The 22,518-nt window shown below is 55.5% G+C and carries 23 protein-coding genes, 1 tRNA gene and 1 pseudogene; 13 read left to right on the top strand and 12 right to left on the bottom strand.

What is annotated here, in order from left to right:
- Nucleotides 1-23 precede the first annotated feature (23 nt).
- The 4 genes from FBF29_03695 to FBF29_03680 all read left to right on the top strand — a co-directional run bounded on the left by FBF29_03695 (nt 24) and on the right by FBF29_03680 (nt 3,200).
- The gene (locus FBF29_03695; GenBank protein ID QJU07965.1) at nt 24-371 is read left to right on the top strand and encodes a hypothetical protein; all 348 of its coding nucleotides are present in this window, start codon (nt 24-26) and stop codon (nt 369-371) included.
- Between the two features lie 155 nt (nt 372-526).
- Nucleotides 527-2,017: a ribonuclease Y gene (gene rny / locus FBF29_03690; protein ID QJU07772.1), complete on the top strand. Its 1,491-nt coding sequence runs from the start codon at nt 527-529 to the stop codon at nt 2,015-2,017.
- Entirely contained in the window at nt 2,014-2,541 is a 528-nt protein-coding gene (locus FBF29_03685) for an NUDIX hydrolase (GenBank protein ID QJU07771.1), read from the top strand. The genes rny and FBF29_03685 overlap by 4 nt, the downstream gene beginning before the upstream one ends.
- 20 nt (nt 2,542-2,561) lie before the next feature.
- A complete protein-coding gene (locus FBF29_03680) occupies nt 2,562-3,200 on the top strand; it encodes a 2,3-diphosphoglycerate-dependent phosphoglycerate mutase (protein QJU07770.1) in 639 nt (212 codons plus the stop codon).
- A gap of 13 nt (nt 3,201-3,213) precedes the next feature.
- On the opposite strand, the gene pncB is transcribed toward FBF29_03680, so the two are convergent.
- The 3 genes from pncB to FBF29_03665 all read right to left on the bottom strand — a co-directional run bounded on the left by pncB (nt 3,214) and on the right by FBF29_03665 (nt 5,900).
- Nucleotides 3,214-4,452 (bottom strand): nicotinate phosphoribosyltransferase, encoded by a 1,239-nt coding sequence (gene pncB / locus FBF29_03675; GenBank protein ID QJU07769.1) that lies wholly within the window; start codon nt 4,450-4,452, stop codon nt 3,214-3,216.
- Entirely contained in the window at nt 4,449-5,087 is a 639-nt protein-coding gene (locus tag FBF29_03670; GenBank protein QJU07768.1) for an isochorismatase family protein, read from the bottom strand. Before FBF29_03670 ends, pncB begins: the two co-directional genes overlap by 4 nt.
- A gap of 135 nt (nt 5,088-5,222) precedes the next feature.
- Nucleotides 5,223-5,900 (bottom strand): NUDIX hydrolase, encoded by a 678-nt coding sequence (locus FBF29_03665; GenBank protein ID QJU07767.1) that lies wholly within the window; start codon nt 5,898-5,900, stop codon nt 5,223-5,225.
- Between the two features lie 389 nt (nt 5,901-6,289).
- Between FBF29_03665 and FBF29_03660 the strand changes: the two genes are divergently transcribed.
- Entirely contained in the window at nt 6,290-6,478 is a 189-nt protein-coding gene (locus tag FBF29_03660; protein QJU07766.1) for a hypothetical protein, read from the top strand.
- On the opposite strand, the gene FBF29_03655 is transcribed toward FBF29_03660, so the two are convergent.
- Together FBF29_03655 and FBF29_03650 are read right to left on the bottom strand one after the other, a co-directional pair.
- On the bottom strand, nt 6,448-6,720 hold the full coding sequence (locus tag FBF29_03655) for a hypothetical protein (protein ID QJU07765.1): 273 nt from the start codon (nt 6,718-6,720) through the stop codon (nt 6,448-6,450). The genes FBF29_03660 and FBF29_03655 overlap by 31 nt on opposite strands.
- A gap of 156 nt (nt 6,721-6,876) precedes the next feature.
- Nucleotides 6,877-7,503, bottom strand: a complete 627-nt coding sequence (locus tag FBF29_03650; protein ID QJU07764.1) for a CPBP family intramembrane metalloprotease — start codon at nt 7,501-7,503, stop codon at nt 6,877-6,879.
- A 108-nt stretch (nt 7,504-7,611) separates the two neighbouring features.
- Between FBF29_03650 and FBF29_03645 the strand changes: the two genes are divergently transcribed.
- Nucleotides 7,612-7,688 (top strand) — tRNA-Pro (locus tag FBF29_03645).
- 637 nt (nt 7,689-8,325) lie between these two features.
- Complete coding sequence (locus FBF29_03640; protein ID QJU07763.1) at nt 8,326-8,820, top strand: hypothetical protein; 495 nt, start codon at nt 8,326-8,328, stop codon at nt 8,818-8,820.
- Nucleotides 8,821-8,982: 162 nt separating this feature from the next.
- On the opposite strand, the pseudogene FBF29_03635 reads toward FBF29_03640, so the two are convergent.
- The 4 genes and pseudogenes from FBF29_03635 to FBF29_03620 all read right to left on the bottom strand — a co-directional run bounded on the left by FBF29_03635 (nt 8,983) and on the right by FBF29_03620 (nt 13,032).
- Nucleotides 8,983-9,591, bottom strand: a pseudogene (locus tag FBF29_03635) (recombinase family protein).
- Between the two features lie 30 nt (nt 9,592-9,621).
- Nucleotides 9,622-9,861, bottom strand: coding sequence for a hypothetical protein (locus FBF29_03630; protein ID QJU07762.1), 240 nt, complete (start codon nt 9,859-9,861; stop codon nt 9,622-9,624).
- A 56-nt stretch (nt 9,862-9,917) separates the two neighbouring features.
- A complete protein-coding gene (locus tag FBF29_03625; protein ID QJU07761.1) occupies nt 9,918-10,721 on the bottom strand; it encodes a hypothetical protein in 804 nt (267 codons plus the stop codon).
- Between the two features lie 181 nt (nt 10,722-10,902).
- Nucleotides 10,903-13,032, bottom strand: a complete 2,130-nt coding sequence (locus tag FBF29_03620) for a type IV secretory system conjugative DNA transfer family protein (protein ID QJU07760.1) — start codon at nt 13,030-13,032, stop codon at nt 10,903-10,905.
- Between FBF29_03620 and FBF29_03615 the strand changes: the two genes are divergently transcribed.
- Complete coding sequence (locus tag FBF29_03615) at nt 13,031-13,216, top strand: hypothetical protein (protein ID QJU07759.1); 186 nt, start codon at nt 13,031-13,033, stop codon at nt 13,214-13,216. The genes FBF29_03620 and FBF29_03615 overlap by 2 nt on opposite strands.
- A 12-nt stretch (nt 13,217-13,228) precedes the next feature.
- Here the strand turns inward: FBF29_03615 and FBF29_03610 are convergent, their stop codons facing one another.
- The gene (locus tag FBF29_03610; GenBank protein QJU07964.1) at nt 13,229-13,825 is read right to left on the bottom strand and encodes a methyltransferase; all 597 of its coding nucleotides are present in this window, start codon (nt 13,823-13,825) and stop codon (nt 13,229-13,231) included.
- 101 nt (nt 13,826-13,926) lie between these two features.
- Here FBF29_03610 and FBF29_03605 point away from each other — a divergent pair, with 101 nt between their 5' ends.
- On the top strand, nt 13,927-14,178 hold the full coding sequence (locus FBF29_03605) for a hypothetical protein (GenBank protein ID QJU07758.1): 252 nt from the start codon (nt 13,927-13,929) through the stop codon (nt 14,176-14,178).
- Nucleotides 14,179-14,247: 69 nt separating this feature from the next.
- On the opposite strand, the gene FBF29_03600 is transcribed toward FBF29_03605, so the two are convergent.
- Both FBF29_03600 and FBF29_03595 read right to left on the bottom strand, forming a co-directional pair.
- Complete coding sequence (locus FBF29_03600; protein QJU07757.1) at nt 14,248-14,553, bottom strand: hypothetical protein; 306 nt, start codon at nt 14,551-14,553, stop codon at nt 14,248-14,250.
- Nucleotides 14,553-14,900, bottom strand: a complete 348-nt coding sequence (locus FBF29_03595) for a hypothetical protein (protein ID QJU07756.1) — start codon at nt 14,898-14,900, stop codon at nt 14,553-14,555. Before FBF29_03595 ends, FBF29_03600 begins: the two co-directional genes overlap by 1 nt.
- Nucleotides 14,901-15,171: 271 nt before the next feature.
- On the opposite strand from FBF29_03595, the gene FBF29_03590 reads away from it, so the two are divergent.
- From FBF29_03590 to FBF29_03575, 4 genes are all read left to right on the top strand, one after another.
- Nucleotides 15,172-16,134, top strand: a complete 963-nt coding sequence (locus FBF29_03590) for a hypothetical protein (protein QJU07755.1) — start codon at nt 15,172-15,174, stop codon at nt 16,132-16,134.
- A 186-nt stretch (nt 16,135-16,320) separates the two neighbouring features.
- Entirely contained in the window at nt 16,321-17,955 is a 1,635-nt protein-coding gene (locus tag FBF29_03585) for a hypothetical protein (GenBank protein ID QJU07754.1), read from the top strand.
- 1,003 nt (nt 17,956-18,958) lie between these two features.
- Nucleotides 18,959-19,600, top strand: coding sequence for an NUDIX domain-containing protein (locus tag FBF29_03580; protein ID QJU07753.1), 642 nt, complete (start codon nt 18,959-18,961; stop codon nt 19,598-19,600).
- Between the two features lie 423 nt (nt 19,601-20,023).
- Nucleotides 20,024-21,439 (top strand): IS1634 family transposase, encoded by a 1,416-nt coding sequence (locus FBF29_03575; protein QJU07752.1) that lies wholly within the window; start codon nt 20,024-20,026, stop codon nt 21,437-21,439.
- The last annotated feature ends 1,079 nt before the right edge of the window (nt 21,440-22,518 follow it).

Below are 22,518 nucleotides of genomic sequence, written 5' to 3'. Positions count from 1 at the left end.
TTATTCTGCTCGATACATCGACGATGACGTGCCGTTTAACGATTATTCAGGGTGATACCTGGCGAGAGGTGGCTTGGGAAGCGGGTCGTGGTTTGGCCCGAGGGCTGCTACGATTTTTGGATGAACAGACCGGCGATATTCATCACATCAGTGGTATCGGCATCATGCGGGGGCCGGGTAGTTTTACAGGATTGAGGATTGGCTGTGCGGTGGCAAACACGTTGGCGGAGGGACTCGGTGTTCCGATCGTTGGCAGTAGTGGCGATCACTGGCGAGATGACTGCCTGGAGCGGCTGAAGCGCGGCGAAAACGACACGATTATTCTCCCCGAATATGGCGGCGAAGCTCACATCACGGCTCCGCGCAAATAGTGGTATTTTCATCCGCAATATCGTACAATAAAAGTAAGGCGGCTTTAGATTAGTGGCTTGGGCCGTTTTATTGCATCAGTTGAATATGGCTAGTCGTTGATACATTTCTCGGGGTGTATACCCGGGGCGATTGGTCAGAAAAGAAAGGAAATCATATGGTAGGAATAGTTATTGGCGGCTTGGTTGGCGCGGCACTTGGCGTGGGCGGTTTTTACGCCTATCAGCGAACAAGGCAAGCTAACGGCAAGTCACAAATTGAGCGTGACATCGCCGAGGCAAAAAGTAAGGCCAGCGACATTGTCCTGAAAGCTAAGGACGAAGCCTTAAAAATCGAAAATGAGCGCCGGCGCGAATGGCAAAAGACCGAGAGCCGGTTGGCGGATCGCGAGCAGACGCTGGATCGGAAATTGGACGAACTAGATAAGCGGGCGGAGAAGCTGCGCACGCACGAAGATGAGGTTGACAATCTCAAGGAAGAGATTCGCACTATTCGCACGCGTCAGCAGGAGAAGCTCGAGAAGATTGCGGGCCTAAAGAAAAAGGATGCTGCCGACAAGCTCATGCAAATGACCGAGCGCGATATCAAGAACGACCTGGTTAGCTTGGTGTCGAAATTACAACATGAGGCTATGGATGATGCCGAAGAACGGGCGCAGATGATCTTGCTCACGGCGATGGAGCGGATGAGCAGCGAGGTAACGGCTGAGCGAACAGTCACGGCTGTCAAGCTGACTGATGATGAGATGAAAGGTCGAATCATTGGCAAAGAAGGTCGCAACATTCAGGCGTTGCAGCGCGAAACTGGTGTCGATATTTTGGTGGATGACACGCCGGGTATGATTGTGCTCTCAAGCTTTGATCCAATTCGCCGGCAAGTGGCTCGCTTGAGCCTCGAGATGCTGATGAAAGATGGCCGCATCCATCCAGCGCGCATCGAAGAAGTCGTCGCCAAGGCGAAAAAACAGATCGATAAAGAAGTCAAGCAGGCTGGCGAGGATGCCATGCGCGAGACGGGCGTCGTCGGCATCCCGAAGGAAATGCAGCGACTGCTAGGTGAGCTGAAATTCCGAACGAGTTACGGGCAGAACGTATTGAAGCATTCCACCGAGATGGCTCAGATGGCTGGAATGATCGCTGAGGAAATTGGTGCCGATGTCCGCATCACGAAAATCGCGACACTGCTGCATGACGTTGGCAAGGCGGTGACGCACAAGATCGAGGGCAAGCATCACCACATCGGTGCCGAGCTAGCGCGCAAATACGGCATGGATGAGCGGATCGTTCACGCCATCGAAGCGCATCACGATGATATCGAGGCGACGACACCAGAGGCACTGATCGTGCGAGTGTGCGACGCTGCCAGCGCTGCTCGGCCAGGAGCGCGCAATATTTCGGCTGAGAACTTTGCTGAGCGGATGCGTGATCTAGAAAATGTAGCAACCAGCTTTGCCGGCGTTGATAAGGCCTATGCGATATCGGCCGGGCGTGAAGTGCGGGTGATTGTCCGGTCAGAGGACATTGATGATCTAAGCGCATTTAAGTTATCGCGCGATATTGCCACCAAGATTGAATCGACCATGCAGTACCCAGGTACCATCAAGGTTAACGTTATCCGCGAAACACGGGCGATCGAGTACGCAAAATGATAAAAAGTGGTTGGTTACCGTATGAGGAATGGCAGAAAGCGCAGGACACTCGGATCGCCAGCGCCGCGCTGCTGATCGAAAATTCAGCGGGCGAGCTGCTCACGGTCAAGGCATATTACAAGACGCATTGGAGTCTGCCTGGTGGTATGGTTGACGCTGGCGAAACGCCGCTACAGGCAGCACTTCGCGAAACCCAGGAAGAGGTCGGGCTGGTGGTTACTGAGGAGGAAGTTTCGTTTTTCGCGGTGGCGTCACGCTCCAGCGACAAAGGACTGGCGCATCAATATGTGTTCAGGGCAGTGCTGGATGATGAGCGATTGGAACGAATTGTCTTGCAGCAGTCGGAAATTGATGCCTATCAGTTCATGAGTCGCGACGCAGTGCTGGCAAGCAATGAAGGATTCGCGTGGTCGATACCACATTGGGCTCATCATCAGCCAGGCGGTTATGTCGAGACGCGAATCGTTGATGGCGATGACGAACGTCAAGAGGCGGTTACGCAATTCGTGGGATTTGGTTCGTAGGAAAAATAAACGGAGGAGGAATGATGGGAACATTGGTTATCAGTCGACACGGCGAGAGTGAATGGAATCTGCTCGGCAAGTGGACGGGCTGGACGGACGTGGGTCTCACGGAAAAGGGGCGGGCCGACACGGTGCGACTAGGCGCGCTACTCAAAGACATCAGGTTTGACGAGGCGTATACGTCGGCGCTGCAGCGGACGCACCAAACGCTGGACGCATTGCTTGAGGGGTGCGGTGAGGGCAGTTTACCAACGACACAGGCGGCCGAGCTGAACGAGCGTGACTACGGTGATCTGACCGGTAAAAATAAGTGGGAAGTCAAGGCGGAGATTGGCGAGGAAGCCTTCAACGGTATCCGGCGCGGCTGGGACTATCCGGTACCGGGCGGTGAAACGCTCAAAGATGTTTATGCGCGGGTCGTGCCATATTTTGAGCGGGAGATACTACCGAAATTACAGGCGGGTGAGAACATTCTATTGGTGGCGCATGGTAATTCTATCCGTGCGTTAATGAAGCACCTCGACCACGTACCAGAAGCAGATATGGCCCATGTGGAAATGCCGTTTGGTCAGTTACTGGTTTACACCTTTGAGCCGACGTCTGATCTACCGACGAATAAAGATGTGCTGTCGGTGGAGATTGAGGCGGTGAACGCGTAGCTGATTGCGTTACTCATGCGGCAACCGATTGGCGTAACGCCTGATGTCCGATCGCTGTTTTTACATGTGTTTTATATTCTTCAATTTTATCGTCTGGGCCCGTGTGCTTACCCTCAACGTCGCTCAGTTTAACTGTCGGCACACCATCAACCGCCGTGGCTTTCATGACGAAATTATTCGCCTTAACCCCGAGGTCGTTTGTCAGTGTTGTGCCCCAGCCAAATGTCACCTTGATACGATCCTTGAAATAATCAGCCAGTTTGATAATTGTCTCGATATCCAGTCCATCGCTAAAGACGATCGTCTTTTCGTGCGGATCAATACCGTGTTGTTCATAAAATGCAATCACCATGTCACCAAACTGCATCGGGTCACCAGAGTCATGACGCAGGGCTTGCCATGAAGCCATTTGCTCCGGCGTGAAGTCAGCGAAAAAGAACTCTGTCGTAAACGTGTCAGTTAAGGCAGTTGATAAACCTTTGCCATACAGTTGCTGCCAATCTTGGAGTACTTGATTGTGACCACTCAGTGGATTGTCACCAGCCTTGTCGGCCAGTGCCGCGTAAACCATCGGTAATTCATGTGCAAATGTACCAATCGGTCGTAAGCCAAGCTCATGCGCCAAATAAATATTTGAAGTGCCAACGAAATTGTCAGGCAGTTCACTGGCAACACGCTCGATGACGTGTTTCTGCCAGTCGTAGCTAAACCGTCGTCGAGTGCCGAAGTCAGAGAATTTAATATCTGGGCGATGTCGTAACATGCCAATTTTCTCGCTTAATCGGCGATCTCCTTCGGCGTATAGTTCTTTGAGCGAACTACCTTCGCGGGCAAGTTTATTCTGGAAATATAATTCGTTTAGTTCGCTCATGACCACTGTTTCCCAGAATGTGACCAGCGGCCATTTCCCCGTAGCACTAACTGCTAAATCGCCGCGCTTATCATAACCAATGTCAACAGGTGGCAGGGGATTGTCACGTAAAAAGTCAAGGTATTCTGGCGTGAATTGTGCTGTGCCGTCTTGATTTTGTAGGCTGGCGAGATAGGCGATCTCATTGGGCTGCCAGCCATTTGCTAATCTATCGAGTCGGTCACGTAATTCTTCTGCGCTTACAAATTCCGATAGCAGGGTAGGGGTGCGATTTTTCAAGGTAAAGGTGACCTCGGCATCAGGATGCTTGTCGTACTCCAGCTGCCCCATGGTCGCTTTATAATAATCTAGTCCCTGTGATAATTTAGGTTCACGGTTCATTGAACACTCCTTTTGATCATCATTTTAGCCTCACTGGTTGAAACCGCCAGGACGCGGGCCTCTTTCATGGCGGCTAAGGCCTCTTCTTCGTCAGTTGGTGTGAGTCCGACGGCACGGATAGCCTCTCGCAGTAGATAGATTGAAACTCGCGCATCGTCTCGGAAGTTGTTGGCAATATCCAGTGCAGTCGCTTTGACGCAAAAGTCAGTTGCGAGCCCGCCGAGAAATACTTTAACCTTCTCGCGAGGTGTTCGTGGTTTGATGATGGTCTCCAGCGTCTCGCCCGTGTCACTTTGACCCTCCCAGCCAGAGTACCCGCCACTTTGACCCATGCCTTTATTGATAATAATATCATTGGGCTGCACGTCAAGCTTATCATGAAAGGCAGCGCCGGTTGTGCCAGCGACACAATGAACTGGCCACTGGCCACCAAAATTACTAAAATGTGGTGTTTTAGCAGGGTGCCAGTCGCGAGTAAAAACTACCTGTCCATCATGGTGCCGCACCGTCTCGGCGATGGTATTGAGCGGGGCAACGACCTGTTCACCCTCGGCAACTGCTAGGCTGCCATCGATAAAATCATGCTGCACATCAACGGCAACAAGTACATTTCGAGTTGGTTTTACTGTTTCCATAGATTACCTCCTTACTTAATGTATAAACTACACTTACTGTATAGTCTAGCAACTAGTTATTGTGTAGTCAACACTAATTGGTAAAATAATATAAAAAATCGATACCCTATCCTGCCCCTGGCTTGGTGATATTAGCTAATCAAAGCTCCGCGATAACGTCTCGAGATTCTGGGAATTAAATTCGTATAGTTTTGCTGGACGGTGTGCGCCGTCACGCCACAGCTCGTTGGTTTCATGAATGAGGTTGAGGCTGAGGAATTTTTTGCGAAAATTACGCTTATCAAATTCACGATCAAAGATAATTTCATAGGCGTTCTGTAGTTGGGTCAGGGTAAAACGCCGCCCCAGAAATGCCGACACAGCATTCGTGTATGTTAGCTTGGCGATCAGTCGTTCTCTGGCGTATTCAACAATGCTGGCGTGATCATAAGCCAGCGGCGGTAGATTATGTACATCAAAAAATGTTGCATGTGACGTCGCCTCGTCGAGCATGATAGCGCGTCCACACCCGAGGTACGTCACTGATACAGCATGTCCTCGTGGGTCACGGTCAACTGTGTCAAAGGTGTAGAGTTGCTCAATGTAGCTCAAGTCACTTTCGACATCCACGCCTGTTTTTTGGGTAACAATACGTCTCAGTGCGGCTATCGTCGTCTCACCTTTGGCGTTGTATCCGCCGGGTAGCGCCCATTCACCCTTGAAAGGCTCATTGGGGCGCTTTAGGAGCAGGACTTCTAGAGTGTCGTTACTAATCTGAAATATCACTGCATCAACGGTGAGCGTCGGTGGAACGTATGGTTTCGTGTATTTCATACGATATATCTTACCCTGAAGCAGCTAGTTTGCCAAGGCAGACATTGTGCCCTTGAAGACTAATGTGAATTGTGTAATAATAGCTGGGAAATGAAAGGAAGAACCACTATAACCCCCGAAGAGAATCCAATGGGTCCGAGCGTCGTCATGCAGCCATCGAGAATAGTAAGTGTTTCAGGGTGCCCATCGTCGAAGGAGGCAGCCTTAAGAGAAAGGCACGCCGTGAGGGGCGCCCTGATAATCTTGACATTGATGACCAGATCCCTGGCCAAACCGTAGAGTCACCTCACCCGCAGCACGAGAGGGACCAAAGATTACTGGCAGCAGCGGCATTGCTGGCCGTTCAAGTTCGTCAACTGCCTCTAAGGCATCCGATGAGGGGACGATATGTGAACGCGCTTCAAGCCCTCATGGCTGGTGAATCAGGTGATGTGGGGAGGATAGCCTTCCTTACTACCAACCCCGTAGCAAAGACAAGAGAGGAACTCCGCTCATTAGCAGACACGGGGATTGCTTCGGTCGAGGTTGATGAGATTGGTTTGGCGCATTATTCATGTGCGGAATCCCCAGTAGAATAGCCACCATACCCATCATCTACCGGATCATCTCTGCGCTCTGCGATCTTGATCAGGGCTGCCATACTGATTCCTCGCTCGGCGAGTTCTTCTTCTGAGGTGAAAAAGTGGTCGCGACTTAAAAGCAATTCACCGATCCTTCGGTAACCCTCTTTCTTGTCAATGAGCCCCTGTTCAATCTGATCACCAATCTCCCGGCATGCCCTGGCTCTACGAATATTATCCTCCGAGACTACTTTATCCATACCGACAGTCTCATCAACTCCATAGGCCTCAGAAAGTCCTGAATGCACATAGACTTCAATCCCTCCTGGGGGATCCCACAATTCCTTCCCGGGAGGTGGCTCTGGCCAATCCATCCCCCATCTTATTGACCATTAAACAAAAGAGGATGGCTAATATTAATCGATAATCCCTAGAGCAATCGTCATCACACCAAGTACCACGTGGCTTATCGTTACGCCGATGAGGTTTGATGAGCGCTGGTACGCTCGGTACCAGAAAAGGCCGACGATGCTCATGACAACAACAGTGAGCATATCGCCGTAGATGATATGTGCGTAACCGAAAAGGGCGGCTGCTACGCCAAGCTCCAACGCCCGGTGTAGCCGTAGTTCTTGCAGCATACGGCTGAGGATGCCGCGGAATAACAATTCTTGCGCCGGGCACGAGATGAGAATATAAAATACATAAAACCCTATTCCTTCGGTTGGTGAGAATCGAGGTTTTTCGAGGAGCAGGAATAGCCCAGCCGCGATAATGAGGATTATGGTTATCGGCAGCACGGTTTTTAGCGAATAGATGGTACGTTGCCGCGTAATACCGATGTCACTATGCGTATTGCCGAGAATTCGCATTAATATATACATCATCACTGCACCGACTATAAGTGCCACGAATTTCATATTCCAAGGAATGACACCGATGCAAATGAGGATAGGCAACATGAGATACACGCAGACAATGGCATAGAGATATATCATTTGTCGGCGGTGAGTTGTGTGGGTGGTGTGATTAGTATTAGGCATGATAATGAGAGAGTACAATTATATATTAACTGAAATCACTAATTATTGCTGTATTTAATGTGTAAAGTGTGGTAGAATGGAGCGGAGTGAGTATCGAGATTAGCTTCTCGGGGTGTGGCGCAGTTGGCTAGCGCGCGCGGTTTGGGACCGTGAGGTCGAAGGTTCGAGTCCTTTCACCCCGACCACACTCATCTTGTTCGAACACGCGCCCTCGGAGTTCCGCTCCGGGGGCGTTTTTGTCGATGTAACAGGGGTGAGAGACACATCACCCGAACCAACAGCCGCCTCGACGGACGCGGCCCCGTCAGCCATGTTTTCGCTCTCTTTGGCTAGTTTCACGTTGCTACGTGACCTCAGTGACCCACCCTCGACGTGGTGGGACACCGTCCGAGCCGCGGGGCAAGAGCTCTGGATTCCACCCCCGGCACAGCGGGCCGCCTGGTGGAGTCGAGTCACGATCTCCCTCGGCTCAGCAACGGGCTGAAGGGTGTGCTGGTCATCATCGAGCCAGATCTGGGCATAGAAAGCAGTCAGAAGTTTACGTTTCACCCCCGGACTGGCCAGCTCATAAAACCTACCAGGGTCAGCCAGAAGGTCAAGGTAGGCCAGCACGGTATCGGCTTCACGACGCAGCTGCTCATCAGTGCACTCCAACTGCTGCCGAACCACAGCCCGACGCGTCTGAAGATCACGGAGCCTTTTACGTAGCTTCTTACCGACCAGCCCACCGTCCGCAGCCAGATCCAGCAGCCGTTCCTCCTTGACATCCAGGCGGCCCAGCTCCTTCTTCAACCGCCGCTTGGTTTCCTGTTCCGTGGCCTGATGATGCTCCAAGCTATCTGCCACCCGCTGCCGCAGCGCTGCAACCTCCTCGACGGGAATGCGCAGCGCAGTGACCTCACGCGCCAAGGCATCCTCAACCTCCGCGACCGGCAGGTGCGGCAAACCACAACCAGCACGATTGGTGCAGGTGTAGTACTCATACACCCGCCCAGCACGATTGACCGGCCGCGAATAGATCAACTGACTAGCCCGGCCAGCCCCGTAGCAGCGGCCGCACTGCATCAAACCACGCAGAAAATGGCTATGGCGACAGTCCCGCTGGTTACGGTGTTGTCGTACTTCCAGGACTCGCTGCACCCGCTCAAACAGCTCAGGGCTGATCAAGGCCTCGTGGCGGCCGGGATAGATCTCTCCCTTGAACGTCACCTTTCCGATGTAATACGGATCACGCAGGATCGCCGCCAACTGGCTGCGCGACAGCGGCCGCTGCGGCCAACGACTCGTCTGTCGAGTGGTCAGTCCTTGCTGTTCTAGAGCATCGGTGAGCGCCGTCAGGCTGTACTCTCCCGTGGCGTACTGCTCAAACGCCCACCGAATCAGCGGTGCGCGTTCTGGGTCGATATCAATGGTGTTGACCAACCGCCCGTCGAAGTCCTTGCGCACATTCAAGTAACCAAGTTTGGCCCGCCCGGTCGTGCCGCCGTTCTGGGCCTTGTGATGCATCTTGTTCGAGATGTCCTCGCCGCTTTGCCGGACCTGCACCTCGTTCATGATGTCAGTGATGGCCTCCATGGCATCAGCCATGTACCCCTCACCGAATTCCTCCTTGGCAGAGATGAGCTTGACGCCCATGGCCGCCAGGACGCGCTTGGCGATGGCGGCATCGGTGTAGTTGCGGAACGCGCGGGAGCGCATGTAGATCACCACGTAGCCGATTTGCGGGGTGGCTTCGACGTAGCGCAGCAGCTCGCGGAAGACCGGGCGTTTGGCGATGGACTGGGCAGAGTTGCCCGGCTCGACGAACTCGCGGGCGATGGGTGCGTTCAGGCGACGACAGCGCTTCGTGCCAACCTCACGCTGGGTGGCAATGGAGTTGCCGTCCTCGTCGATGTCGATGGCGGTGTTCATCTGCCGGGCTGTCGACACCCGCAGGTACAGCACCGCCTCCGACCCTTCGGGAATGTCGCCGCTGGTCAAGGGGACGACGCCGTCCAGACCCAGAAGTTGGTTGAAGTCCCCGAGGGAGGTTCGGCGACGTCGCCTGAACGGTGTCGTGACGGGGCTGGGTGGGCTGCTTGGTGACATGTGGCGTTCTCCTTTCTGCCTGATTTTGACTCATATCCTTCTTCTATTGACGCTCTCTTGGACGAAAAAGTCCAGCCTCCGCGGGGCGAGCAATGCTTTCCGACAGCCAGCAGCAAGCGAATTACCATCAAGAAAAGCAATATCTGCTGCCTCGTTCGGCAATGTTATAGATGTTACTGAGGCAGCTCCAGCCACGCCCATTCCCTGAATTGGAACTCGGATTTGCCTACCAGGATCACTTACTTGCCCAAGCGGCTTATATATTTTCATAGATACATAGCCCTCCTTTCGAGATGGTTGAGGAATTGGCGTTATCGAAGTTTTGGTTACGGCGGTTCTCGGAGTGTGGGAATGAGCGCCGCTGGGGTGGTGAAGACGAAGAGTCGGTCGGGTAATCTCCGATCGGCGGCGATAGCGGTTTTGAGTCGGGTGATGCGCTCCGGGGTAGGCATCACCCACAGCACCCGCGGAAAGACCTGGTGTTCTTGCTGGGCTTGGCCGGTGTGACGGTAGTCCTCGTAGGCGTGGCATTTACGCATCAGGACGGGAAGTGATTCGCTGGCCAGGTCGACCTCGAGGTACCAGTAGTCGCGGTAGGCGTGGTTGGCGAGGCTAAGCATCATGTCAGGCTTGAGGAGGGTGGTCACGCCGTGGGGCGTCAGATAGGGCCGCCAGGCTTCGGTCTCGATGGCGACCTGGGTGAGGTTGAAACAGCCGGTTTGTTCGGCCTCGACCAGTTGAACGTGGATGTCGGTGATGGTCAGGCTGTGTTGCAAGAACAAAAACGAAGGTTCATGGAAGCGCCGTCGCTTGCCGTCTGCGAGACGCTGCAATCGCTCCCCCACCACGTCCAGACACCAGATGAAGGCAGCCGAGCCATGGCGATCGCCGCCGATGCGTCGCTCCAGCTGAGTGAGCAGCCGCAACTTGAGCAGTCGCCCGAGGACGCGGGTGCAGGCCCGAGTGGCGGCAGATTGGGTGGCGTGCGTCGCGAAGTACAGGCGGCGCAGCTGCCCGGTAGTGGCGTAGCGATGGCGGTTGATGAAGTGGAGGATGTTCCAGTCTCGTTGGCTGAGGCGATCCGCAAGCTGATGCAGATCGCAGCGGCTGACGCGAGGCTGCTTGATCATCGGCGCCTCCCCACGGTCCCGGTTCGCAGGCGGTGGATGTCACATGCATGATGCATGACAGTCGTCTCCCGTATCGCGGCGATACGCCCCATCCACCGCGGTGATATGCAGCGGTTGACTGCTGCGGCCGGAGTAGCGACCGGACGGGAGAGCGGATGACCCAGCCTCAGGCGATAGCCGCTCATGAGGCCTCCAGATCGGTGCGCCCAAACGGCTCGTCGTCCATGTCTTTTCGCTGGTTGACCGGCTCGCTGTGTGGTGCCAGTGGCTCGTCGGTCACGCGACCGTAGCGGGCTTGACTCTCGGCGATGATGGCTGCCGGCGAGGCACATTGCTTGGGTGGCGGCAGGGTACGGCCGGAGAACCAACCGGTCTGCTGGCCACGCGAGAGCAGTGAGGCGTAGATCTCGTATGGGCCGAGCTGTGCAAAGTCTTCTGGTGCCAGGGCGCCGTCCTTGGCGAGGCTGGCGGCGTCGGCGGTGTCGAGGGTGAAGGCGATCTTGTTTCTGGCGTTGGCGTCGATGCTGGCCATGAGTTCGGGCGGCATCTGGCGTCGGAATTGATGCGCCAGGTGCCAGGCAACCTTGAGCGAGCGGGATTGCTCCAGGGCCTCACCCAGGTCGGCATTGAGTTTGAGAAAGTTCTGGGCCTCATCGAGGAACAGTGACACTGGCCGCCGGGCTTCGGGTGGCAGCGCGGCTTGGGCCAGGCTCAGCTGCCACAGCTGACTGACCACCAACGAGCCCAGCAACGCCGCCGATTGCTCCCCCAGCAGCCCCTTGTTCAGGGTGACGATGAGAACGGTGGGTGTCCGAAACACTTGCGACAGCTGGAACCGGGGACGCGGTTGGTCAAGAACCGCCCGCAGCCCGGGACGCAGCACGAACTGGCGCAGCCGGGACATGACCGGCCCAATGGCCTGTCCCTGCTGGGCCGGGCTCAGCGCCTCCCACTGTGCCCAGAATGATCCCAACCCCACCGGGTCGGTGATTCGCTTAGTCAACGACCGCCGGAATCCGGGATCGGTCAACAATTGGGGCAGCTGGACGATGGTGGCATCGGGCGCGTGCATCAGGGTTAGCAGCGAGGCATGTAGCACGTCCGAGGTACGCGGCCCGAACGCCGAGGGAAACAGCCCCCGGAACAGGGCCAGCAGGCTGTCGGCAACCAGCGGGCGGCGTTCTGGCGTCGTGGCCAGCGGATTGATACCCACCGGGTGATGCAGCATCGGGTCGATCACCACCACGTCGCGGTGGCGCTGGGGCGGCATCAGCGCCAGGGTGTCCATCGCCAAATCGCGCTTGGGGTCGATCAGGACGACGGAACGCCCAGCGGCCAGATCCGCCTTGATCAGGTGCAGCAGCAGGGTGCTCTTACCTGTACCGGTCGGGCCGAGAATATGGGTATGGCGACAGGCATCACCGATCGCGATACCGATCGGCTGGCTGGTACCTGGTGCCGTGCTGGTCGCAAACACCCGCTCAGCAGGCGGGTGGTAACAGACAGGTGGCGGGACGGGCTTGGGATGGGCAGCGGGCAACCCGGGCAGTTCGGCCTCGCCCTGTGGCCAGGCCGCAAACGCCAACGCTTCGGCAGGCGTCAAGCGCAGCGGCAGCCACAGCGGCGCCGACGCATTGTCGATGGCATCCGGTCGATCCGGTACCAGCCGCACCCGGGTGCCACCACTTTGTAGTTGACAGAAGGCCGCCAGCACCCGCGAAACGAGCAGACGACGCCGCAGCGGCGTGGCCGCCGAGGCACCGATCCGCACCACTGCCCGGAATCGGAACTGGTCGCATTTACCGCGCATCCGAGAACGCACCTCGGCGCTGGCCGGCTGCGGACCGTAAAAGAGTTTGCGCCACAACGGCATCGTCGGGTCCTCCGTGGCTGCGGTGATGATCTCCGGCGCCAGCGCCGCACCCAGCACCACCTGCACCACCAATACGTCATCGGTAGCGGTAGCACTGGCCAGGGCCGCCAGCAGCGCCGTCACCATCTGTTCGCTGCCATCCAGCGCCAAAGCCAATGAGCGCTGTCTGATCTGCACCCGCCCGCAGCGGGCAACCTCCGATCGCGGCCGCTTCAGATCGGTGACAACAACGCCGGGGATGAGTGGTGCGAGCAGACTCTCGATCTCCAGCACATCCGCGGTCTCAGCACCCAGCAGGTACCGCACTCGTCCGGCTTCGGCCCGTGCCTCCCACACCACCGCGCCGCGCCGGTCATCGCTGGCCAGTCGCGTCAACAAACCCACCGACCCGGCCATCGACAGCGGGCGTGGCCAATGAATCTGCCGCCAGCTGATCATGAGGCACTCCGTTCTGAGTTGGAATGAGACGCGGCAGCTCTGTCCGACGTGGCAGCGCGTGCATCGTGGTCATCCATCGCGGCTTGTTCCAGCACCGCCCGGGCCAGTGCGTCGTAGTCGATCTGGTCGCGGCGTTTGGTGCGCACACGAATCCGGCGGGGCTGGCGATCACGGCGACGCCTGATCTGACGATTAGTCATTGCTGACCTCCGTCTCGCGGTGTCGTATCGCTGGGCACCGAATATCCCGGGATCTGGATGTCAGCGTCAATCTGGTTTCCCCAGACAAACCAGCCCGGCTGGCGACGACGGGCGAACAACTCGAGGTAGGGGCCATCCGACAGTCGCTGGATAATGGCGTATTGTTCCTCCGGCTTATGGGAATGTTCCTGCACTGGGGCGTACAGCCACGTCCCCTGACCACGGAACTTAACCGGCGCCTGGCCGCGCGTCCCGAACAGCAGATGCTCCGTCTGGTTCCGCAAGTAAGCCCCCAAGCCCATCCGCGGTTTGATCCACGTCAGCGGCGACCGGTAGGTAAAACCCCACGCCTCCATGACGTCGATTCCTTCACGGATCCCTCCGTTGATAACCCACAGATACAAATGCGCGTTTGCCTCCGCCAGCTGAGCTACCGGCAACCGCTTGATTCGCTTCAGGCTCATTACCGGATAATGCGCCGATGCGCCATGGCGACCCTTCTGCCCAATATCCCAGGGCGGATCTGCCAGAATGGTGCGGAACACAGACGGCACACGACCAGTCCGGTTCGAAGGGTTAGTGATATTATTCATGAACTCCTCCTTTCCGCAGGCCGCGTGTGACCGCGTCACCCTGGACCTCGGATTCGAGATGAAAACACCGGGGCGACACGCGCTGGTCTACCCCTCGATTTATGACGGAATACGTTCTCGGGGGCAACCGTCCGGTCGGACACATTACGCCCGACCGGACAGGTCACATCCCTGGTACAACAGCAATTACGGGACACGAAAACTGCTGTTGTGAAATACACGACACCTACAATCCCCACCAGCACCGCGCCAGCCATCCGACCAGCCGCACTATCCCCACAGCCACCACGCAAACGATCAGGCAGATGACCAGCACCGGCCAGATAGCGCAGATGAGCTGTACCGCCCCGTAAAGCGCCAGCGCCGCCAGAAACAGGGAGAGGCACCAGCCAAAGAGCTTGTCCATGAGGGAAGACGGAAGGTCAGCCATGGCGGCCACGTTCCCGAGTTCCGGGATCGGTGAGCTCACTGCCAGCAGCCGCCAACAGCTGACTCACCGCCAAACTAGTGGCCTGCTGAATACGAGCCTCGGCCAAGGTTTGCGTGGCCGCCATACGCCAGCGCTGCTTCTCCCGCCGGCGGGCCTCGACCATATTCCGAAGACCCGCCAGCAACCACCACATTCCGGCAGCGCCGACCACGACGAGACCGACCAGCAGCCAGCTGGGCAATGCACCCACAATGCCGGAAAAATCCAGCAGCATTGCAGCGGAGATCAACGGGGTCATCACTGGACCCGCCGGGAGAAGTTGTGAACTTCACCGACCATGGCCAGGGTGTGGGCCTGCCCGATCTGCGCCAGCCGGAACGCCGCCGCCGGCACTGCTTCCGCCAGCTGGCCCTCCAACTGCGCCACCAACGCAGCGCCCTGCATAGCCCGCTGAGTCACGTGATCCAGCGCATCCAGCTTGGCCGACTCCACATGTGCCGCCGCAGCCAACCGGGCCACCTGCATTTCACTACTCGCCACCAGCCGAGACAACGCCCGACCTTGAGCCGTCCACACCGACGGCGCACCGCCGCCAGAAACCAAACCACCAGTAGTGGCAGAAGACGTAGGGATGAGATCTGACATGACATAACTCCTTCCACTCGCCCCGGGATGCCCGCTTTCTGCCTGTAGAAAACGTTCACTTTGGGAAGCAACCCTCAGGGGATGTCTTCGACGCTAGGAGCCGCCAGCTCCGGATACGAGACCCACGAGCAGAGTTGGAGTCAAACCGAGGCAGAATTGGAGCCCGAGGGGATAGAGACGCCTTGGAAGACGCCTCAACGTGACGTCGGGGTAAATCCCTCAGACGCAAGCAGTACCCGGCCAAACTAGGAAGGGGGTGACTACACCGGCCATGCCACGCTTCCAACCAGAAGACGTCCGAGCAGATCTGCTGTACCTACGTAAGGGCAGTGGCTACACCCCACAACGCCTGGCCTCTCGCCCAGCCTTGGTGAGTATCCTCGGCGGCGGCACAAACAGCGCCCACGAGCCCCAGTCAGTTCTGAAGGAACGCCTGATCTCTGCCATCTACTCCCTCCACGACGAAGACGCCACACTGCTGCTGGAAGTCTTCAATCTCGATCCGTCAACCACCAACACCACCTTGGCGGCACGACGCAGCGCAGCAGGGCACCGGCTAGGGATCGGTCGGGAAGCGGTTGCTGACCGCGACAGCGCCGCCATCGAGCGCCTTCTCCGGCAACTCCTCACCGGCTGGTACCCGAAATCCCCAGCCGGGATTCGTATCCCCGAACACCACAATGGCTTTGTCCAGCACGCCGTTCACGTCTCCACCTTCGTCCGTGACTGTCGTCACCTCGAGTCCATCCAGCGCTACCGCCTGTTCGCTCTATTCGATGACGTGGCCTACGTCACCATGGTGATGAGCTACCCCGAACCTCCTATCCCCCTTGGTCCTCACTGGCAGGTCCGTAGTCACCAACTCTCTGAAGGTTGGCAACACCAGTTCTGGCACCACACCCCGATGCGTCGCGGCCACACCTACGACTTAGCCTTCCGTATCTGCAACCCCGATCCCCAGGAGCCCTACTGGCTGACCGAAGAAAGCCTGGCGTTCCACGAGCCCACCCGCTTCGTCCGCTTTGATGTCACTTTCCTTGGACCCCAACCCCACCACGCCTGGGCCTTCCACGGCCTCACCGCCCTAGAACGCCCCGGCACCCCAGACGACCCCCACCACACCCGTACCCTCACCCTGACAAGCCATAACAACACCATCACCGCGGACTTCCACGACGCCTACGGCGGGCTGTACTACGGGATGGCGTGGGAGTGGTATACTGAGATGCAATAAGCAGGGAACTATTTAGATTAATTCTAAAGTAGTTCCATCCGAACAATTGCTGTCAACATTGCACCACCCCCAGCAGGACGGAGTTTAAGCGTAGCCGATTTTTGACACCAGCTTTATTCGCCAAACAACGTATTGCATATTTTGCAGGTAAGTGTAATTTTTGATTTTAGATCGGATAGGTTTCATATGTCGAAAGAATCTTCATCTAAAGAACCTCTCCCTGTTGTGATGAAATTTAGCGATCGCAATATGAGTTCTGCTCCCGATGGCACTATTCAGGAGCATTGCAAGGTGATCGAAATTGCAGGGTATTGCTGGTGGGCTTGGTGGCGCTCTACTGCTCCGGCAGATCAAATTCCTTACCATATCGAAGCTTTGTCGCAGCTCACAGCTTCCGGGCCAGTTGAAATTGGTTTTTTTAATTCTTCTTTGCAAAGGGCTTATGTGGCCCAAGTAGAGGAAGTAAGAACTGAAAATGGAAATTCTTTCATGAGCCCAGAACCTGACCACACCCCTTCATACTATAGGGGTCAGGAATACCCTGCTTGGCTTAAGTTAACAGGAATACAGCGAATCGACGGAAGTAATGTAAAACGCAACGAGTCAACTCCTCTCAGAAAAACGACGCAGATCGATGAATTAAAAAAAAGATTCAGAGAGTTTACCGCCTATGACTTAGGAATACACTGGCTTAATTCCCCAGAGGATCTCCAGGTTCTAAAGCTTGTAGAGATGGATAAGCTATACATGCTTCATCTATCTGATTTACATTTTGGCAGCCATCATCAATGGCACTGCGAGAGTCACCCGAAGCAATCTGGAATTACGCTGCTTCAAGGAATCAAACATTCTCTATCAGAGATCCAAGTTGACCCAAAAGAAATTGGCCCCATTGTTGTTTCAGGGGATTTGATTGACCAAGGCCCAGATAAAGGAGATTTTACAGAACCAGTCAACTTTCTAGGCGCGCTTTTTGAGCTCACAGGAAACAGTCCTAATAGCCTTGTAGTAGTCCCGGGAAATCACGACGTTCGTCGTTACCAAGCCAAAAATCAAGAAGAGGCTCCTAGAACTGATGATAGTCCACTCACCGATCGACAGAAGAGTGCTGAAACAGAATATCGAAAGTTTCTCAAAGCAATCTTTTATGAGGATCCGGGCATATCGCTCGTTCGCAAATTTAAATTGCCCGAGAATGACATAATGATTTTACAGGCAGACTCTACAGCCCTACGGGAACAAAGAGTTTCCGAGTTTGGCTGGTTTGGAACCGAGCCCCTGAAACACCTAATGACCATGAAAAGTGCACATGACAAAGCTGACGCAGTCAACCCTCTTTCTTTCATGGTTTTCCATCACCACCTACTGTCTTCCGTCGAAATCGATCATATCAAAAACTACGACGACAATGGCGGGAGGAAAGGCAGGCGCAGCATAGACGACAGAGGACCTGATGGTATAATATCAACTATGGTCGATCAGTCCAGAATTTTAGATCTTTGTACCCGGTGGAAGGTGCGGGGGGTTCTGTGTGGCCATCAGCATGCTTATAGCCACCGAGTGTTTGCTTCTAGAAGTGCTATCTATAGCACAAACAAAAATCCAAACAAAGATCCAAGCAAACCATTCTTTACTGAGATTTTTAGCGCTGGGTCGGCTGGATGCAGCTGGAGGCCAAAGGAATCTCATCTGTCGTTTAACTTGTTTAGGTTTGAGGGGCCTCGATTTAACTTCAGAACAGTCTCCCTACATCATACCCTTGGGAATGTAGAGGTAATTTATGAAACCGATCTTCCCACGGATGGTTACTTGACGAGGTGACTGCGAATGATATCTCTGCGTGATTCAATCTGTAAAGCTACTTCATCCATCGATGAGTATCATCGTCAAATCATTCGGGAAATCACCGACAACCCTCCAAGTAAACTTGCTAGTGGATTTAACGCGGCTGATTACTCTCCTTTAGGAGCTTTTCCGGGTATCGTTGCTGAACTACTTCAGCTCTCTGAAAAAATGCAGCCTGCGCTTATTCCTGGATTAATAGAAATTCTTCCTATTAGAATTGCCGAGGAAGACTTCGCGACATCTGAATGGTATTTCACTAAAGAAACATCAGACTCGCTTGCAAAAAAGGCGGCGCTCTGCTCATTGCCCGTGACGCTAGTCGGATGTCCGAGTATCGCTTTTTCTTTAAGTTCGCTTGGTCGACCAAGTAAATTGATTGACATTAGTCCGTGGATCAATCTCGATAAAAATATACGGCGATTGCATGAATCAGCCGATTCAATCAAGCTGGAAGAGCCTACTAAAGGGCAGTACTTTCTAGATCCTCCATGGCACATGGAAAGCTATGTTGGTTGGCTTGAAAATTTGCTCCCACAAATAGCTGTGGGGTCAATAGTCCATATTATTTTGCCGCGCCCTCTGTCGTCGAAATCATCAAAAGCAATCAGAGAATATGTCTTCAAACGTTTGAGCGGTTTGGGTTCATTTGATCCGTCTACTACCAGCGTGAGGTATAAGACTCCCTATTTCGAAAGGGGTTTGCTGTCAAATTGGTTTGACGATAATACAATTGACGACTGGCGAGAAGGGGAACTTCTATCCGTATCAATCGACGAGCCGGCACAGTGCCGCAACTACGACGTTGAAGCGACCCGGCTAATTCATAATTGGGAATATATCCGTATCGGTCGGAGAGTTATTAGGGTATCTCCCGTAATACCTTCACAGGGCGAGGTAGCAATAGAGAAAAAGCCTGAGCGTATGAGAAATCCAAGCCTATCTGAAATATGTTCACGTGGCTGGAATGTAATTTCATCTAATGGTTACGGGATGCGGATCTCTAGAGGCAAAAATGCTCTTACTCGAGAACTGCAATCCCGAGCCCTATTGGAAAACCGAGCTAACTGTGATAATATTATTCTATGGAAAGCAATTTCAGTTCTCCTTAAGGATACACATGAATAACGAAGCAAAAGGAATCACCGTAACGGGCACAGTTCATTACCAAGGAAAATATCTTTTAGTGCGACGGACTAGGGCCGATAATGAGGATCCTCTTGCCGGTTTCTGGGCGTTTCCTGGTGGGCGCGTTCAATTTTACGAAAATAGTAATGGTAAATTTGCTTGCGAAACGCTCACACAGGCGCTAGCTCGTGAATTGGCCGAAGAAGTTGGGTTAGAATTTGATAGTGCTTTCTACGTCGACAGCTACTCGTCCTTGGGGAAACGTGCGGCTGCACATTTTTGCGTCAATGCGCTTTCAGATAAAATCCAACTGAACGATGAACTTGAGGATTTCTGCTGGATAAGCTCTTCTGACGAAATGGCCAAGTTTTCCCCTATTATCCCCGGCCTGATAAATCATATGGCTTACATTGAACAGACACTTCGCGTGGTCCGCAATCCCTTTATTCCTATAGAAGTATTGGATCTTATGCCAGATCGCTACATCAATAAGTAATTTTTTGAACCTATTTAACAGCCATCTCCAAGTCTTTTTCTACCACGATGCTTATTCACAGAGGCTTATTCACAGGCGACGCGTCGACCAGCGAAATCCCTAGTCAGAGCGCACTTGAGGATGGCTGTGAATAAGCCTCACAGAATCCCGAAGATGATTCCTGCGATGGTGTTGACTGTGGTTGGTGGTGTCATAGGGTCGTAGCAACAGTGCTTGTCAGGGAGGGGGTTGTTCCTGACTTGGCTCATGTTTGGTGTTTTGGGGTTGGAGGGGGTGTTGGCTAGGGGTTTTGGTTGGTGTGGTGTGCACTAATCGGGGGTGTTTTAGCCTGTTGGGGTGAGTCCGTATGTGAGGACGGTGAAGACCGCGTCGGGGGCGACAGCGGTTCAGGTGGTGTGGTCGTCGTCTCGTGGATCGCGGTCGATGGATCACATCGGGTCGGCGCACACGCCGGAGGATGTTGAGGTGTTGAAAGCGGTGGCGCGGCAACGCATGATCGCTGCTGGCCAGGACGAGTTCGATTTCGGGGACGGGCGGCCACGACGGCGGGCGCTACCGATCCGGCGGTCGCGGGCGGGGCACTTGTGGAATGCTTTGTCGGTCGGGTTTGAACGGCTCGGGTTCGATACCGCCAGTGGCGGTGACGAGGTCTTCAAGCAGTTGGTGCTGGGCCGGTTGATCGAGCCGGCCAGCAAATTGGAGACCCTGCGGGTGCTCGAAGAGATCGGGGTTCGGCCTTGCGGCTACGCGACGGTGAAGCGTCGGCTCGCCGTGTATGCCGAGCCGGCGTGGCGGCAGCAGATAGCGTCCGCGTGCGCAGCGCATGTGGGGTTGGGGCCTGCCACCTTGGTGTTGTACGACGTGAGCACGCTCTACTTTGAGACTGATGCTGGGGACGGGTTCCGGGAACCCGGATACAGCAAACAACGCCGCTTGGAACCCCAGATCACCATCGGGTTGTTGACCGACGCGCGGGGGTTCCCGTTGATGGTGGAGGCGTTCGAGGGTAACCGTGCGGAGACGACCACGATCATCCCGTCGCTCCAGGCGTTCCAGGCCGCTCACGCCCTGCCGGAGATAACGGTGGTGGCTGATGCGGGCATGTTGTCTGATGGGAACCTGCGGGCGTTGTCCGGGGCGGGGTTGCGGTTCATCGTGGGTCAGAAGATTCCCGAGGTCCCCTACATCGTGCGGGAGTGGCTGAAGACTCATTCCGGCCAGCAGCCCCCTGACGGGCTGATCCTGACTCAACCCTGGTCGAGGGGCCCGGCCGGGGCAGCGGTGACAGAGACGATCTACTACCAGTACCGGGCCGACCGTGCACGCCGGACGTTGCGCGGTATCAGCGAGCAGGTCAGCAAGGCCGAACGCGTGGTCGCGGGGAAGATCCCGGTGAAACGGAACCGGTTCATCACCCTCACCGGCGCACAGAAATCGGTGAACCGGGACTTGGAAGCCAAAGCGCTGGCTGGCTGGAAGGGATACATCACGAACCTGGCTGACCCGAGGCCGGAGTACGTGATCGGCGCCTACCACCAGTTGTGGCAGATCGAGAAGTCGTTCCGGATGAGCAAATCCGATCTGAAAGCCCGCCCGATCTACCACCACTTGAAGGACTCGATCGAGGCCCACCTCACCATCGTGTTCGCCGCCCTCGCCGTCGCTCGCTGGTTGGAGGCCACCACCAAAGTCAGCTTGAAGACCCTGGTCAAAACACTACGCCGCTACCGAACCATCGACATCCAAGCCGGCGACACCATCGTCACCGCTGAAGACCCCATCCCCAACAACACCCAAACCTGGCTCAACGCCATCCACAACACACAGGAACAACACTAAATGAGCCAAGTCAGGTCATAGGGTCGTAGTAACAGTGCTTGTCAGGGAGGGGGTTGTTGGTGCGGCGTATGCTGCACGGTTACGGGACCGGGCGGCTATCGCTAAGAGGGTTGGTAGGAAGGTTGCTCGCTGCGGCGGACCGCGGACCGGATCGTGTGGATCGGTCTCTGTGGTATCTCGGGAGATACGCCGCAACGGTGGGAAGTGTGGGTATCAGCCCGTGTGGCAGCTGATGCGAAACACGCCTGAAACGCCGGACCAGACCGAAGGTCCGCAAGATCGATGCCGATCCGGTCCTCAAGGCCCGAGTGCTGGCGGATTTGAAGCGTTCCAGGACACCCCGCCAAATCGTCGGGAGACTCCGGGCGGAGGCTTGTGATGGCAGTCTTGAACCGTGCAAGGGCTCCCCGAGCGCTGAAGGGAGTAGTTGGTGTCCCACGAGGCCGTCTACACCAGGGTTCTATGCCCTCCCGAAAGGAGAACTGGCCCGTCACAGGCGTCATGCCTGTGCTCCAGACGCACCAGACGCCGGCCGCGTCACCCAGTAAGGCAACGCACCCATCCGATCGTGGGGATGGTCAGCATTGATGACCGCCCCGAGGATGTGGCTGATCGTAGGGTCCCAGGGCACTGGGAGGGTGACCTGATCATCGGGGCCCATGGCACCTCAGCGGCAGCGACCCTGGTAGAACGCACCACCCGGTTCGTGACGATCCTGGCTCTGCCATTAGGGAAGAACTCCGAGGGTTTGTGTGATGTGTTGATCGATCACAACCGACACCATCCCAGATGTGATGCGGGGTTCCTTGACCTGGGATCACGGTTGCGGAGATGGCCCGTCATGCCGCACTTACCCTGGCAACCGACATGAAGGTGTACTTCGCTCATCCTCGTTCTCCATGGGAACGGGGAACCAACGAGAACACCAACGGACTGAATCTGTGAGCATCCTGCCCCAAAGGCACCCAGATCACCACACACCAGCCCTACCACAGGCGCCATCGCCGAAGAACTTGGGTGGACGCCCCAGAACAGCCCTGGGATGGCCCAACCCCGACGCGAAGCATACGAACGCCTAC

The sequence above is a fragment of the Candidatus Saccharibacteria bacterium oral taxon 488 genome, from assembly GCA_013099015.1.
In the GTDB taxonomy this organism is placed as follows: Bacteria; Patescibacteriota; Saccharimonadia; order Saccharimonadales; family Saccharimonadaceae; genus Nanosynbacter.
The sequence above is the reverse complement of the archived record's forward strand: the minus strand, read 5'-3'. Positions and strand labels throughout refer to the sequence as shown.